Origin of the sequence: Erythrobacter sp. F6033 (genome assembly GCF_023016005.1) — a bacterium.
Lineage (GTDB): Bacteria > Pseudomonadota > Alphaproteobacteria > Sphingomonadales > Sphingomonadaceae > Erythrobacter.
Genome location: NZ_JALKAZ010000001.1, coordinates 2,372,111 through 2,385,797, shown reverse-complemented (window position 1 = coordinate 2,385,797; position 13,687 = coordinate 2,372,111). Strand labels below are relative to the sequence as shown.

Sequence of the window (13,687 nt, the reverse complement as noted above, 5' to 3'; positions counted from 1 at the left end):
GTGGCCAATGAATAAGGGACTAGCACTGCTCGGCGCGTCGACACTCACTTTGGGTGCGTGCACGACTGTACCAGAGCCGTTCACACCGGCGGAGCTCAATGAAACCGCGACCAGCAATTTTCAGCGGGTCGATGCGGAACAAGAGCCGGTGTCGGCGCCGATCGACCTTTACGAGGCGATGGCGCGCTCGCTGAAATACAACCTCGACTACAAGGTTGAGCTGATGGAGATCGCGCTGCGCGACCGCGAGCTTGATTTACAACGTTACGATATGCTGCCGCAATTGGTGGCGAGCGCTGGCTATGGCGGGCGCAACAACTTTGCTGGTGCTAGTTCGCTGTCGCTGATCACCCGGCGGCAATCGCTGGAGCCGTCGACTTCGCAAGAGCGCGATCTGTTCACAGCGGACCTCGCGCTCAGCTGGGACGTGCTCGATTTCGGCCTCTCTTATGTGCGCGCAAAGCAGGGCGCTGACGAGATTTTGATTGCGCAGGAACGTCGTCGTAAAGTTGCCAATCGCGTCATAGAGGATGTCCGCTCGTCATATTGGCGCGCGGTTAGCGCAGAGCGCTTGCTTACGAAGCTACAAGAGCTCGAAGGATCAGTTTCGACCACGCTTGAGAATTCAGAGCGTTTGGCTGAGCGGCGTCTGTCCGCTCCGCTGACAGCGCTGACATACCAACGCGAATTGCTCGAAATTCAGGCGCAAATCCGCAAGCTGCAACGCGAATTGGTGGTCGCCAAGGCGCAATTGGCGGCCTTGATGAACTTGCGTCCAGGCACGCAATTTTCGCTCGTCTTGCCTGACCGCACAACCGAATTGCCAGCGGTGCAGTATGCTGGCGAAGACATGATGATGACAGCCTTGCTCAATCGCCCCGAGCTGCGCGAAGTCAGCTATCGCCAGCGGATAAATTCGCGTGAACTGGATGCTGCACTTCTCTCTGCTTTGCCGAGTTTCCGCGGCATTTTGGGTGTGAACGTCAATTCCAACGACTTCCTGTTCAACAACAATTGGGTGAATTACGGCGCGCAGGCGAGCTGGAACGTGCTCAACCTGTTCCGTTTGCCTGCCCATAAAAAGGCGGTCCGCGCACAGGACGACTTGCTCGAGCAGCGCGAATTGGCGCTCACCATGGCTGTGATAACGCAGGTCCATGTATCGCGCGCACGGTATGGCCATTTCAGTCAGGAGCTTGAAACGGCATCACGGCAGATGGCGGTGCAGGACAAGATCCTTGGTCAAATTCGCTCAGGTTACAAAGCTGGGGCAATGAGCCGTCAGACATTACTTCGTGAGGAAATGAACACGCTGGTTTCCGAGGTGAAGTACGATATCGCCTATGCTGAAGCGCAAAATGCCTATGCCAACTTGTTCGCATCGATGGGGATTGATGAATTCGCCCCTGATCTGACGGGGCAGGAAGATGTAGCGACGCTGCAGACTTCGCTTGCGAAATTGTGGCAAGACCGCGAAGCTGCGATGAAGCTATCTGGGCAGTAAGTAATGACCGACATTGATGATGCGACTGCAGAGGTGCCGCAGGATCAAAGCGATAAGAAAAAGCTTTTGATCGGCGGCGGTGTACTGGCGGCTGCGGCAATGGTTGCGGGGATCGTCTACGCCAATAGCGGCGATACCAATTGGTCGGAGGACCAAAGCGTATCTGCAGCCGATGCAGAAGCAGGAGCGGGCGAAGATATTGCTGCCGCTCCAGAACCCGAGCCGGAGCCTGTGCTCGATGCGCGCGGGGTGATTGCGGCCAAGAACACATCGACGATTGCATCGCGTATGACGGCGCGGATCACAGCCATGCCGTTCCGCGAAGGACGCAGTTTTCGCCGGGGTGCGCTGCTTGCGCGTTTCGACTGTTCGACGATTCAAGCAGAACTGAGAGCTGCACGAGCAGCCACGGTCGCATACAAAAAGTCCTATGAAACCAATGTCGAACTGGATAGCTATGAAGCGGTTGGTCGCAACGAGGTAGCAATCTCACAAGCCAATCTGGGCCGCGCTCAGGCTGAAGCAAACGCGATTTCCGCCCAACTCAAGGACTGTTCGGTTTACGCGCCGTTCGCAGGCACTGTGGTAGAGGAAATCGCAAGCCGTGGCGAAGTCGCCGCCAGTGGTCAGCCTCTGCTGCGCATTCAGAGTGGCGGCGATCTGGAGGCGGATCTGATCGTCCCAAGCAATTGGCTGACTTGGCTTCGGCCCGGCGCCGCTTTTGATTTCGTCATCGATGAAACGGGTGCGACGATTACGGGAGAAGTCACACGTCTTGGAGCCTCTGTTGATCCCGTCAGCAAGACGATCCGCGTTTCGGCGAACATCGTACCCGGTGATGCTATGGTGCTTCCGGGGATGAGCGGCACGGCGACCTTCGAGGAACCAGAAGAAGAGCCCGCAGAGGATACGACCGAAGCGGAAAACGACGCCACCGAGATTGGCGGCGACGGCGAGGCTGAGAGCAGTGGCAACGAGCCGTCCTGAGCCTGTAGAGGCGAAGCCTCCGGTAAGCGCGATTGCTGCGCCTGCGGCCAAAGGCGGGACGCCGGATGCCGCGAAATTAGCGGCTTTGCTCCAATTCGAGGCGGACATCCGCCGTCAGGAAACGGTTCAGGAACTTCAGTACTTTGTCGCAAACGAAGCGCGACAGGTTCTGCCTTACGGGCAAGCATTTGTGCTGCTCCAATCGCGGATCGGGCAGGGTTTTGAAGTCCGATGCGCATCGTCCCTTGCAACGGTGGATCGGCATGCACCACTCATCCATGTGCTCGAAAAGTCGGTCGAAGCGCTGGCTGATAAGCATGGTCTGGGAAAGGCCCACGCTTTCCGCGCTGGCAGCCTCCACTCTGGTGAGGCGATGGATGAGTATCCATACCGAGAGCTCCATTGGCAGCCGCTGCTTGGCAGAGATGGAGGCGTGTTTGGCGGACTCTTGATCGCCCGTGAAGAGCCTCTGCGCGAGGGTGAGAAATACCGGGCGGCGCGGATCGCTGAGACAGCCGCACATGCATGGCTGGCGCTGAGCGGCGGAAAACCGGTTCGCCGCCTGCCTGTGATCGATACTGCAAAGAAGAAATGGATCGCGGCGGCTATTCTGATTATTCTGTTATTCCCGGTTCGCCTTACCGCGCTGGCTCCAGCAGAGATTGTGGCAGAGCGTCCCTATATTGTCGCGGCGCCATTCTCGGGCCGGATTGCCTCAATCGAAGTAACGCCCAACGCTCCGGTCAAGGCTGGGCAGGTGCTGCTAAAATTCGATGATGTGAGGCTGGAAAACGAGCTGGAACTGGCCGAGGAAAAACTCGCTGTGGCACGTTCACGGCTGGAGCGATCCACCAGCTCGGCCTTTGGCGCGCAAGATGAAACGTCTGATATTGCGATCATGCAAGCAGAGGTCGAGGTCGCGCAGGCGGAATATGACTATGCCAAGGAGCTGGCCGGGCAATCGGCCATCACCGCACAGCGAGATGGCATGGCGTTGTTTAGCGATCGCCGCGATTGGGAAGGTCGCGCGGTGAATGTAGGCGATCCAATCATGCAGATCGTCAATCCGGATGAAATCATGATGCGGATTGATTTGCCTGCAGCAGAGCAAATGTCGCTTGAGCAAGGCGCGAAGATCAAAATGTGGCTGGATTCCCAGCCTCTATGGGCCATCGACGCTCGGCTTGACACGGCGAGCTATCAGGCGCGTCAAACGCCAGACGGGACGTTGGCCTTTGCACTGACGGCGAAACTCGACGGTGACAATCCGCGGATCGGGTCACGTGGCACCGCTCAGGTCTATGGCCGATGGGTGCCGCTCATCTACTCGCTGCTGCGCCGTCCGATCTCTGCTTTGCGCCAATTTATCGGACTATGACCGCCGCAGCGATCCTGATTGACCTGCCAGCGGCCTCTCCGCCTCCGCTTCCTGCTTTGCGGCAGGAGCTGCGAATTGAGCCTGGTGCACCGCTCATCAACGGCGCCCCGAGCTGGACATTGTTCGACCCCGTCCGCCATGCTTTCTTTCAACTGGGGCGGGTGGAATTCATCATCTTCTCCCATTGGGCGAGCGGGAAGTTGGTGCGGATCGGCCCAGATCTGGAGCGGCGCGGATTGAGTGCCGATGATGCGAATGAAGCGCTCAACTCTGTGATTGAATTCGCCGCGACCAACGGACTGACCGTTGGTCCGGTCGGCCGAGACAGTGTTGCCGCCTTTATGGAGCAGAGCACCAGCAACAAAAAAGCGGCGTGGAAATGGCTGCTCGACAATTACCTGTTCATCCGCATTCCGCTGGTGAAGCCCGCGCGCTTTCTTGATCGCACCATAGATGCTGTGCGGCCACTTTGGTCGTTCTACAGTCTCGTGTTCTTCGTTGTTTTGGCGCTAACGAGCCTGTTTCTGGTTTCTCGCCAGTGGGATGCGTTTATCGCCTCGTTCCTCTACTTCTTCAGTTGGCAGGGTCTGATCGCTTATGGCGCGGGTCTGTTCTTCGTAAAAATCCTGCATGAGCTGGGCCACGCCTACACCGCGACCCGATATGGCTGCCGGGTGCCTACAATGGGTGTCAGTTTCCTTGTCATGATGCCTGTCCTTTACACAGACACAACATCGGCATGGCGGCTGACGTCGCGCAAAAAACGGCTTGCGATTGATTGCGCAGGTGTCGCCACCGAATTGATGGTGGCCAGCGTTGCGACGATGGCGTGGGTACTCTTGCCCGACGGGACAGCTCGCAGCGTTGCCTTTATCCTTGCGACGACCAGCTGGATCATGAGCCTTGCGATCAACCTCAATCCGTTCATGCGGTTTGACGGATACTATGTCCTCTCAGATTTCCTGAACGTCCCCAATCTGCAGCCGCGTGCCTTTGCTCTGGGCAAATGGAAAATGCGCGAAGTCCTGTTCTCTCTTGGCGCTCCCGCACCAGAAGCGGTGCCTGACAAGATGCGCAATGGCATGATCCTCTATGCCTATGGCACATGGATATACCGGCTGTTTCTGTTCACCGGCATTGCGATCCTCGTCTACAATCTGTTCTTTCAGCCGCTGGGTCTGATCCTGGCTGTCGTTGAATTGGCAGTGTTTATCGGGCGGCCCGTTTACGCGGAATTGCGCGAATGGAACGGATTGCGAGAGCAGATAGTCAGCTCCCGCCGCGGCAAAGCATGGCTCTGGGTGCTCGGCGGATTGTTGATCGCAGCGTTCCTGCCGCTTGATAGGCACGTCGATGGCTATGCAGTCTTAACGCCTGTTGGTGCTGCTCCGATTGTCTCGGGAGAGCCCGCGCGCGTCGTCAATGTGATTACCGCCAATGGTCAGCGCGTTGCAGCAGGGGACCCGATCATCGAGCTCGAAGCGCCTGAACTACGGGCAGAGGCTGCATCGACTAAAGTGCGTATCGCTCAACTGGAACTGCAAATGGGCCGATCTGGGTCAGACGACCGGGATCGGTCAAACCGTGCCGTGATCGAGCGGGAGCTGGCCCGCGAGCGCAACAAGCTGAGTGGATTGGAGCGGCGCGCGGACAAGCTCATCCTAAGGGCTGCCAGCGCAGGAATTGTGTCGGGGCTGACTCCAGACATCCATGTCGGCAGATGGATCAGCGGCGAAGAGGTCCTCGCTCATGTCGTCACGCCCAGCGACTACGATGTTCAGGCTTATGTACCCGAAGACGAGATTTGGCGGCTGGAGCAAGGTGCGCTCGGCACATTTGTTGCGTCGGATGCGGGCGGGCCCTCCCGCTCAGCAAAGCTGGTTGAGCTGTCATCCAGCGCGGTTGCTCGGCTCGAACAGCCTATTCTCGCCTCGACCAATGGCGGGCCTATCGCTGTCGATAAGAGTGGCGAGGAGCTTGCTCCAAGAGAGGCGCTTTACCGTGTCCGTATGATTGCGGAGAAAGGTGCGGTGAGAGGAGATGGCTATCAGATTCAACTCATTCCCGGAACGGTGCAAATTCGCACTGAAGGACGCTCATTCGCACAATGGGCAGCAACTCAGCTAGCGCGGATGGCTCGGCGAGTGTTCTAGTTAGCACTGACCCGCGCATGACTTATCAGCTTCGATGTTACCAAATGACATGAAACTTGATGTTTTGATCGTTGTCACTCCGGTCAGCTGGTTTGCGCTGCACGCGTAGACGTTGCCATCCAAGATCTGCGATCCTGAAAACGACAATCCGGATTTTGAAGTCAAAGATGTCGCAGTTGTCAACGAAGTGCACTAGGCAACTGCATTCAGGGTCTGGCTCCACGCATCCATGCCTCAAAAACTTCCTTCGATGCGCAGCCGGAAAATTAGCCCTTCTCCCAGCATCCTGCTTTCGCTGAATGCCAGCGGGTCAGTTCTGCGGCCGTTAAACACCCGCCGCTCACCTGCTCTCTTATCATCAAGCACATTTACGGCTGCAGCTCGAACGGTGAGGCCCATGAAGTTCTTGTGCTCGACAAATAGCTCAGCATGGCCCGGAGTGCGCGTTTCGCGGAAAACACTATCTAACCTGACTATCGCCGCATCGCGATCATTCTGCCAGCTTGCACCCCAGGCTATATCACTGCGCGGGATGTCGTGACGGAAATCGATTTTCAGTCGTCGTTGGCGGTTGCGAGTTATCTCGCGTCTCGCGCCTGTCAGGGGATCGATGACTCTGCTGCGCTCTAAGGCAAGCGTCGTGTTCAGTCTGGCTCCGGGAATACCGACTGCATCGCCCAAAATTGTGCTGGTCCATTCAAGACCATAACGGCTCGCGGTATCGATGTTGCCGGGGGCTTCTCCATCAGCGCCGATGGGTACCTGATCAACGATGTCGCTGATCCATTCTCTGTAGGCGCGTAGCGTGATGTTACCCGCTTTACCGAGCGCCCGCGTTGCTTCCACATCCAAGACCCAGCTTTGTGGCGGGCGGAGGTTCGGATTGGTCCCGACGTCATCACCGTTGTTGGGATCAACCGAAGCGATGAAATCGAAGAAGTTCAATTGACCGACTTCACGTTCCAAGCTGGTTGATACATCAAGGTTCGGCGACGCGCGCCATGCCAGCGCGAGCGAGCCTTTCGGACGTATAAAGCTACGCGTCAGATCGGCAGCGCCAGATTGTTGAATCTGTGAGTATTCTCCGCCCAATGCCGCCTGCAGCGACAAGTTTGGCGATAATGGGCGAGCATAGTTGATGATCGCTTCGGCGCGCTCTTCCTTCACGCTACTGTCTGGAAAATCGATATTTTGTAGTGCGCCGTTGGCATCACGCACTGCAAGTGCGTTTTCCACGTCCAAGCTATTGAGCGCCCCCTCTACACTAATCTCCCAATTGGACTGGCCCGCCGACCACGCGTATTCTGCCCGTGCAATGCTCTCAATGGCCCGGGCGTCTCGCCGAAATTCGGTTCCTGCGACGGGGCTAACATCGGAAAAACTGGTAACAACTGCGGGCGCGCGGAATGTATCATCGGAGGTATGAAGGCCAATGAGCTTGAAGCGACCTTCGCCAAGGTCAAATGCATAATCGCCTCCAATTTCGTATTTCGTACGCCCCTCATCTCTGATCAAGTTGCGTGTTCGATCTGGCGCAGTTTGGAGACCATCGCTGCCAAACCGTTCTGAATTCTCGGAAAACTCGAACGATAGTAACTGTAGTTCTGCGCTAAGATTGAGGATGTCGCCGCCAGGCCCGGTGCGTTTGATGCTCCCAGAAAGCGTCGGTTGATCACCAATGAAGAATTGCTCGTCTATCCGCGAGTCCAACAAATTTCCGGCCGGGCCGCGGACAACTTCCTGGCCAAACAGTCTTGAGCGAACCTGATCATGAGCCAATGCTACGGACCAAGATAGTCGGTCAGTGCCTCCGTTCACGGCTAAGTTTGCTTTGCCAAATTGCGGCGGCGCATCGTCGGTCCCGACACTGGCTTCATAACCGAAACTGCCGCTTATGCCCGAGCGCCGTCGGATCACGTTTACTACCTGCCCAACAAGACCGGAGATCCCGAGTGTCGTACCATCAATTACCTCGATGCGAGCAACGTCAGCAGCAGCAATACGTGACAGAGCATCGAGCGCATCTTCAGCTTTTCCTGGAATGCGCTCCCCATCGATCAACACATTGGCGCCGCCCTGACCCAGCCCTCTGCGATCATCGGCCAACACAATTGCAAAGCCGGGCACTTGGCGCACCATGTCTAGTGATGTGCGCGGTGCGAATGGCGCAAAATACGCTTCATCATAGACAACGGGATCGGTTGTTGCGGATCCTGCTTCGTCCTGTGCGTAGGCTGGCGAGCACGCCACGCAACTCGCAATTGCGATATGGGACAGCGTTCGCGCAATGCGCGCTTTTAGAGAATTCATTAGGCAGCACCTTTATGGAGGACAAGAAAGGTGGCCCGCTATCATGTGTGCTGATCTCAGCTATGGTTCGATTTGCGCTGAAGGTGGTGCGATTTCTCACCGCGAGGATAAATGCTAGAGAGAGTTGTCGCGCGGCAAGCGCCCCTCAATAAGGTCACGATGCCGGGACAGTCGTTCGTATAGGAAGCTCATTGTCTGCGAAATGCGCGGTACCTTTTTCAGGTCGGGATGTGTGAGCACCCATAAGTCTGCAAGCGGCTCAGGCGTGCTTCCAGCAATACGCATCATGCGCGGATCGGAATCCGCGATATAACATGCTCCGAAAATCATCCCTTGACCGCGCGCAGCGGCTTCGTGACGAAGACCGATATCTTCGATCACAGGGCCCAGGCCGGCATCGGGAAAGGGAGATCGAGCTATCCACTCGAGATGAGCGGTATCGCGCGAACGCGTCAGCCATACACGATCATTCTCCGGCACAGCCTCCAAATATCCACGCTTGCAGTAGTGGCATAAAGCGAGGGGGAACAAGCGCCTGCCCACGAAATGATCGGGCGGTGAAGGTGTGTTCCTTACAACAATATCCGCCTGTGAACGATTGAGGTCGGCAAAGTCATAAGACACATCGATCGTCAGTTCGATATCTGGATATTCCGCCACCAATTCATTCAGGTCATCAAGCAGAAGGTGGCGGCCGATTACTTCCGGGATGGATAATTTTACCGGCCCCCTTAGGTCGCTCGACAAAGCGCGCGATCGCCTCTCCGCCTCTGTAGATACAAGTTCCATCTTTTCGGCTGCGGCGACCAATTCATTGCCAAGAAGCGTGGGTCGATAGCCCCCAGCGACCCGTTCAAACACCGGGTCGCCAATGGCATCACCCAACTGAGCTAGGCGCCGAGATACGGTGGCATGGTTGACAGATAGCAGCGATGCCGCCCCTCTTATCGAGCCCGCCCGGGCCATGGCGAGCACCAGACGATAATCATCCCAATTCATCATGTGGTGTGATTTTGCACCAATGGTGGAGGATGTCTATCCAAATATTCGGGTCGAAACCTGTTAGTGCCTAGCACTCATGCAATTCGATTGAAGGTGAATTTAGTGCTCCAGAACCAGTGTCAGCGAAGCTGCCCACGAATGCTTGCTATCGGTCTTTTCTGCTTGGTAGGTGCATCCTGTGCGCAGCAGCCTTTGACTGCGGATAGCAATCGCGCCGCCACGATTGCCAACTCGGAAGGGACAGCAGAACCGTCTGCCGCCACGGTTCTGGAATACAAGGCAGGCCAAAGCATATCGTTTGTTTTTCCAGACAACCGCGAGGGCGGTGAGGCGGCTGTAGCAGAATATTACCGCCGCGCCTTCCCATTGGCAGAGTCCTTCGGGTTATCGCGTGACGTTACGCTAAACATTGATCGGGCTATTGTTGGCGAATACCCTGCTACCTCATTGACTGTATTTTCTTGGCCGAGCTCTGATGCGGAGCGGCAATTCACAAGTCATCCTGATTGGCCTGAAATCAAGTCACTTAGAGCCAAGGGCTGGGATGACCTTCGGATCTACTCCGATGAACTTGAAGAGGATCTGACACTGCGTTTTGATCCCGACAAGTTCTATACACTGGCGATTGCGTGGCTGAACCCAGACCGTTCAAAGGACTATGCGCGGTACTTTGAAATTATTGAAGACGATGTGGGCAGGGCTGGTGGACGGTTCATGTACAAGATGATCGCTCCGACATTCGAAACTCACGCATTTCAAGGTGGTGCGCCCGGACAGCTGACTCTGGTGGAATGGGACAATCCCGATAGTCTTCGCGCGCTTCAGCAAACAGAAAAGTACCGCGAAGCACAGCCGTTCTTTCGTTCGGGCGTTAGGGAGTTTGAGTTCTACGTGCTCTCACCCGGCCCGAGAACACGGTAGCCGAAAACACCGGCGTCAAAGTGAAGGCAGCATGCGCAGTCTAATGCGTTTTAGGCCGTAGGTTGGTCTAGCGTTTTCTGTGCGCTTTAATCTTGGTCGATTGCCGCACATAAAAAGGGGCGGCTTTACCTGCGAAGGTGAGGCCGAAGCTGGGCTGCGTGCGGAGTATCCCCCATCGGTTTACCAATGCCAAAAGCGGTCACTCCCCGAGCTCAGGCAGCTTTGAAAAATCTGGGGCTTCGACAAATATTCGACCTGACCTCGCCACTCCGCCGCGCATAAAGGTATGCATCGCCTCGCCAACTTGCGGTGACGTCATGAACAGATTGTGGCCTGCGTTCTCGACAATGATCTGCTCGACATTGCTCAACCCTGCGGTCGCCTCGGCATGCCCCTCGGGATAGGTTCTGCCGTCCAAAGTTCCGGTTAACATCAGGACCGGCGTGTCCCCGAATGGGCCATCGCGAAAATCGGGACCCGCGTCGATCTCTTGTAGCTCGCCAAGGATCTGCGGCATCGGAAAGTTCAGATAAGCTCCCACGGGAGAGGCCGCGGTCTGCTGTTCAAACGCTTTAAGCCGGGCGGGCGTGATGCCTGATGCGCGGTCCATCGCCATTGACATGGCCGACAATGTAATCGGCTCATCCGGGGTCCAGAAACGCTGCAAAACAAAGGTGATCAAAGTCGGATCGCCCTCTTCAAGCTGCCGGTACATCATCAGCATCACAGCCGCGAATTGCGGATCGGAAATCATTCCGCCCGCAAATTGCTGCAAATGCCTTTTTTGCAGGAGGATGTCGTAGGTCGTTCCATCACGCTTCGGCACGGTGACCGTCATCGGTTCCGCGTCTAGCTTGGCGTGAACGCGGCTGATCAGGCCCAAAATGTCGGGGTAGAGCTGGGCTGCTTCAGGCTGCTGATCAACGGCGGCCTGCAGGCGCTCAAAATAGCTGAGTGTGCGAGATGGCAGTTTCACCGTTTGGTCAAGGCCCTCGGTCGCTGCCATGATCACGCGGTCGAGCTCGTCCGGAATTGCGGCCAGCGCCGCCAGCGCCAAGTGGCTGCCATAGGAAATCGACCACAGCGAAATTTGATCCGCCCCAAGATGCTGTCGGAGGTCAGAAAGGTCCTGCGCGCTTTCGGCCGTGCTGAAACCGCGCAGATCAACGCCTTGCTCAGCCCAGCGCCCCGCGCATTCACGCACCGCCAGCCGATAGCGCATGGCATGGTCTGCGTCGTTGATCCGCTCCATTTCACCGATTGTTACGCTGGACGTGCAGCGTTCTGGTTGTTGAGATTGGCCGGTGCCGCGCTGGTCAAATGCGATCACATCGCCGTGCTGGCGCATCGCCATGAACAGCGGGAAACGCGGTCCTGTCGCGGTGCCAATTCCAGAGCCGCCGGGGCCGCCTGATAGATAGACGATCGGACTGCCGGGCGTGTCGGTCGTCGCCGGGAAGCGTACATAAGTGAGCTCTGTGGTGCCGCTTGCCGGATCGCTGCGGTTCATCGGCACGGTCAACGTGCCTTGAAAGGCCTCCACGCTCTCGCCGCTGCGCGCCTCAAAGGTGATGGCTTCTTCATAAGGCGCAGCGTGCGCCGCGCTGGGCGTGAAGGCGAGGGCGCCCAGCACGAGGGCAAGGGCGCTGATCAGGTGTGGTTTTTTCATTGCGGCTGTTTCCGATTGGTTGATCGTGGATTGAGCCTGAAACTGGCGGAAATCGGCGCTTTGAATAGGGGCCGATCTGTTAACGGGGGGTTCTAATCGGTGAGCGGGGGGACTTCCCGTTTATCGGAAGCTATAGGAATTGCAGTGCTGCGTTTTGCAATCTTCTTACTGTCACTCCTGACGTTTTCTGCCGCTGCACAGGCGCAGGTGCAGGCGCAGGATTATCAGAGCTTTATCGATCATCCCGCGCGGGTTTGTAATGCGGATACGTCCTCTGATGCGGCCCCGGATTTTGCAGGCACGAATTGCCGATCTGTCCTGTTTTATCAGGCCGACCCGCAAGACCGGATGTTGTGGGCGGAAATCGTGTTTGAGGCAGAGCCAGCCCTGCTCGAAGGCACTAGGCCGCTTGGTCTTTTCGTGAGCGCCAAGGCCTCTAGTGAGGCGACCCTCAATGGGGTGCCGATTGGCACGAACGGCAGGCCGGGCGTATCGCAAAGCAGCGAAAAGCCCGGTGATATGGATGCTGTGTTCTTCGTGCCGGAAGGCACGCTGAAGCCGGGTCAGAACCGTCTGGTCTTGCGGCTGTCCTCGATGAACGGCGGCATCACGCTCAATTCGCCGATCCACAATATTGCCCTTGCGCCCTATCGTGATCCGCGCAAGCCCGGGCCTGCGACATGGTTCGCAATGATAACATTGGGGCTGTTTGCCGCAGGCTTTGTGTTCTTCGGTGTGCGGTCCCTGCGCGGCGATGATCGTGAGGGTTCCGCGCTAATCGCAGCGCTATCGCTCGCCGCCGCGTTGCAACTCGCGGCCGAGGCGGCGCGCGACGTCATGCCCTATCCCTATCCTTTGCATGATTTGCGGCTGTCGCTGATCCTGACCTTTGCGATTGGTCTGGGCCTGAGCTTTGTCGCGTACGTACTGCTTAGACTGTTCCGTGCATATCCGCGGCGGCGTCTGCTGGCCTTGGCGGCGGTGCTTGCTGTGATGCTGGGGATCAGCGCGTTTCAGCCCGGCTTTGACCTGAAAACCGGCTTTGTTTTGATCACCGCCTTGCTCGCGGCAGGAATAGCCGGCGCCACCGCATATTTCGGGCAAGGCAATCGCGGCGGAGCATGGCTTGCGCTAGCCAGTGCGGCACTGGCGGCGGCGATCTATTGGCTTGGCGGCTTCTTTCTCGACACCGTGCTCTATCTGGTGGTCGCGGCGGGCCTGCTGTGGCTCTTCTTCAAGCAAGCGCGCGGCGGCGATCTCACCGTGGCCCCGGTCGCCGAAGACAGTGCGCCAAAGCGGATTGAGCTCACCAGCAATGGCAAGGTCGAATTTGTCGATGCCAGCGACATCGTGCGCTTCAGCGGGGCGGGCGATTATGTCGAGGTGTTCCTGCGCAGCGGACGCAGCGCTCTGTACAATGCCAGCCTTGCCGCGCTGGAGCGAGAGCTGTCGGACGGCTTTATCCGTGTGCACCGCTCCCACATAGTCAACGCATCCTGCGTCAAATCGCTGACCCGCGAAAGCGCGGGCACGGGGAGTCTGGAAATGTCCGAAGGCAGCACCGTGCCCGTAAGTCGCCGCAACATGGCGAGCGTCAGGGATGCACTGACGCAGGCGTAGGCGAAAAACACGTCGATCACAGGCTTGCTGCATCTAAGCGTGGATTTGCAAACCTGTTTTGACCGCACAACGCGTTGGCGAAGTTTACCGGGCTTGAATTCGGGTGGGAAGCGAACATCGACCATTCCGCTTACTCCCGAATC

The 13,687-nt window shown here is 57.3% G+C and carries 9 protein-coding genes; 6 read left to right on the top strand and 3 right to left on the bottom strand.

Annotation, left to right across the window (positions count from 1 at the left end; all coding sequences use genetic code 11):
* The first annotated feature begins 7 nt into the window (after positions 1-7).
* Genes MWU39_RS11335 through MWU39_RS11320 form a run of 4 tightly spaced genes read left to right on the top strand, consistent with a single transcriptional unit; the run spans position 8 to position 6,022 of the window.
* Positions 8-1,504 carry a TolC family protein gene (locus tag MWU39_RS11335; RefSeq protein ID WP_247160135.1) on the top strand — a complete coding sequence of 499 codons (1,497 nt, stop codon included), beginning with the start codon at positions 8-10 and terminating at the stop codon, positions 1,502-1,504.
* Between the two features lie 3 nt (positions 1,505-1,507).
* Positions 1,508-2,491, top strand: coding sequence for an efflux RND transporter periplasmic adaptor subunit (locus tag MWU39_RS11330; protein ID WP_247160132.1), 984 nt, complete (start codon positions 1,508-1,510; stop codon positions 2,489-2,491).
* Positions 2,472-3,869 (top strand): HlyD family efflux transporter periplasmic adaptor subunit, encoded by a 1,398-nt coding sequence (locus MWU39_RS11325; protein WP_247160130.1) that lies wholly within the window; start codon positions 2,472-2,474, stop codon positions 3,867-3,869. Before MWU39_RS11330 ends, MWU39_RS11325 begins: the two co-directional genes overlap by 20 nt.
* Positions 3,866-6,022, top strand: coding sequence for an HlyD family efflux transporter periplasmic adaptor subunit (locus MWU39_RS11320; RefSeq protein WP_247160129.1), 2,157 nt, complete (start codon positions 3,866-3,868; stop codon positions 6,020-6,022). Before MWU39_RS11325 ends, MWU39_RS11320 begins: the two co-directional genes overlap by 4 nt.
* 234 nt (positions 6,023-6,256) lie before the next feature.
* On the opposite strand, the gene MWU39_RS11315 is transcribed toward MWU39_RS11320, so the two are convergent.
* Together MWU39_RS11315 and MWU39_RS11310 are read right to left on the bottom strand one after the other, a co-directional pair.
* The gene (locus tag MWU39_RS11315) at positions 6,257-8,332 is read right to left on the bottom strand and encodes a TonB-dependent receptor (RefSeq protein WP_247160128.1); all 2,076 of its coding nucleotides are present in this window, start codon (positions 8,330-8,332) and stop codon (positions 6,257-6,259) included.
* A 114-nt stretch (positions 8,333-8,446) separates the two neighbouring features.
* Positions 8,447-9,334 carry a LysR family transcriptional regulator gene (locus MWU39_RS11310; RefSeq protein ID WP_247160127.1) on the bottom strand — a complete coding sequence of 296 codons (888 nt, stop codon included), beginning with the start codon at positions 9,332-9,334 and terminating at the stop codon, positions 8,447-8,449.
* Between the two features lie 138 nt (positions 9,335-9,472).
* Between MWU39_RS11310 and MWU39_RS11305 the strand changes: the two genes are divergently transcribed.
* A complete protein-coding gene (locus MWU39_RS11305; RefSeq protein WP_247160125.1) occupies positions 9,473-10,255 on the top strand; it encodes a hypothetical protein in 783 nt (260 codons plus the stop codon).
* Positions 10,256-10,454: 199 nt separating this feature from the next.
* Here the strand turns inward: MWU39_RS11305 and MWU39_RS11300 are convergent, their stop codons facing one another.
* Positions 10,455-11,924, bottom strand: coding sequence for an alpha/beta hydrolase (locus MWU39_RS11300; protein ID WP_247160123.1), 1,470 nt, complete (start codon positions 11,922-11,924; stop codon positions 10,455-10,457).
* 144 nt (positions 11,925-12,068) lie between these two features.
* Between MWU39_RS11300 and MWU39_RS11295 the strand changes: the two genes are divergently transcribed.
* The gene (locus MWU39_RS11295) at positions 12,069-13,544 is read left to right on the top strand and encodes a LytTR family DNA-binding domain-containing protein (protein ID WP_247160121.1); all 1,476 of its coding nucleotides are present in this window, start codon (positions 12,069-12,071) and stop codon (positions 13,542-13,544) included.
* Positions 13,545-13,687 lie beyond the last annotated feature (143 nt).

Bases quoted from the DNA above. Each gene is read 5' to 3' on its own strand.
- MWU39_RS11335 (WP_247160135.1), top strand. From the start codon at position 8: ATGAATAAGGGACTAGCACTGCTCGGCGCGTCGACACTCACTTTGGGT.
- MWU39_RS11330 (WP_247160132.1), top strand. From the start codon at position 1,508: ATGACCGACATTGATGATGCGACTGCAGAGGTGCCGCAGGATCAAAGC.
- MWU39_RS11320 (WP_247160129.1), top strand. From the start codon at position 3,866: ATGACCGCCGCAGCGATCCTGATTGACCTGCCAGCGGCCTCTCCGCCT.
- MWU39_RS11315 (WP_247160128.1), bottom strand. From the start codon at position 8,332: ATGAATTCTCTAAAAGCGCGCATTGCGCGAACGCTGTCCCATATCGCA.
- MWU39_RS11310 (WP_247160127.1), bottom strand. From the start codon at position 9,334: ATGATGAATTGGGATGATTATCGTCTGGTGCTCGCCATGGCCCGGGCG.
- MWU39_RS11305 (WP_247160125.1), top strand. From the start codon at position 9,473: ATGCTTGCTATCGGTCTTTTCTGCTTGGTAGGTGCATCCTGTGCGCAG.
- MWU39_RS11300 (WP_247160123.1), bottom strand. From the start codon at position 11,924: ATGAAAAAACCACACCTGATCAGCGCCCTTGCCCTCGTGCTGGGCGCC.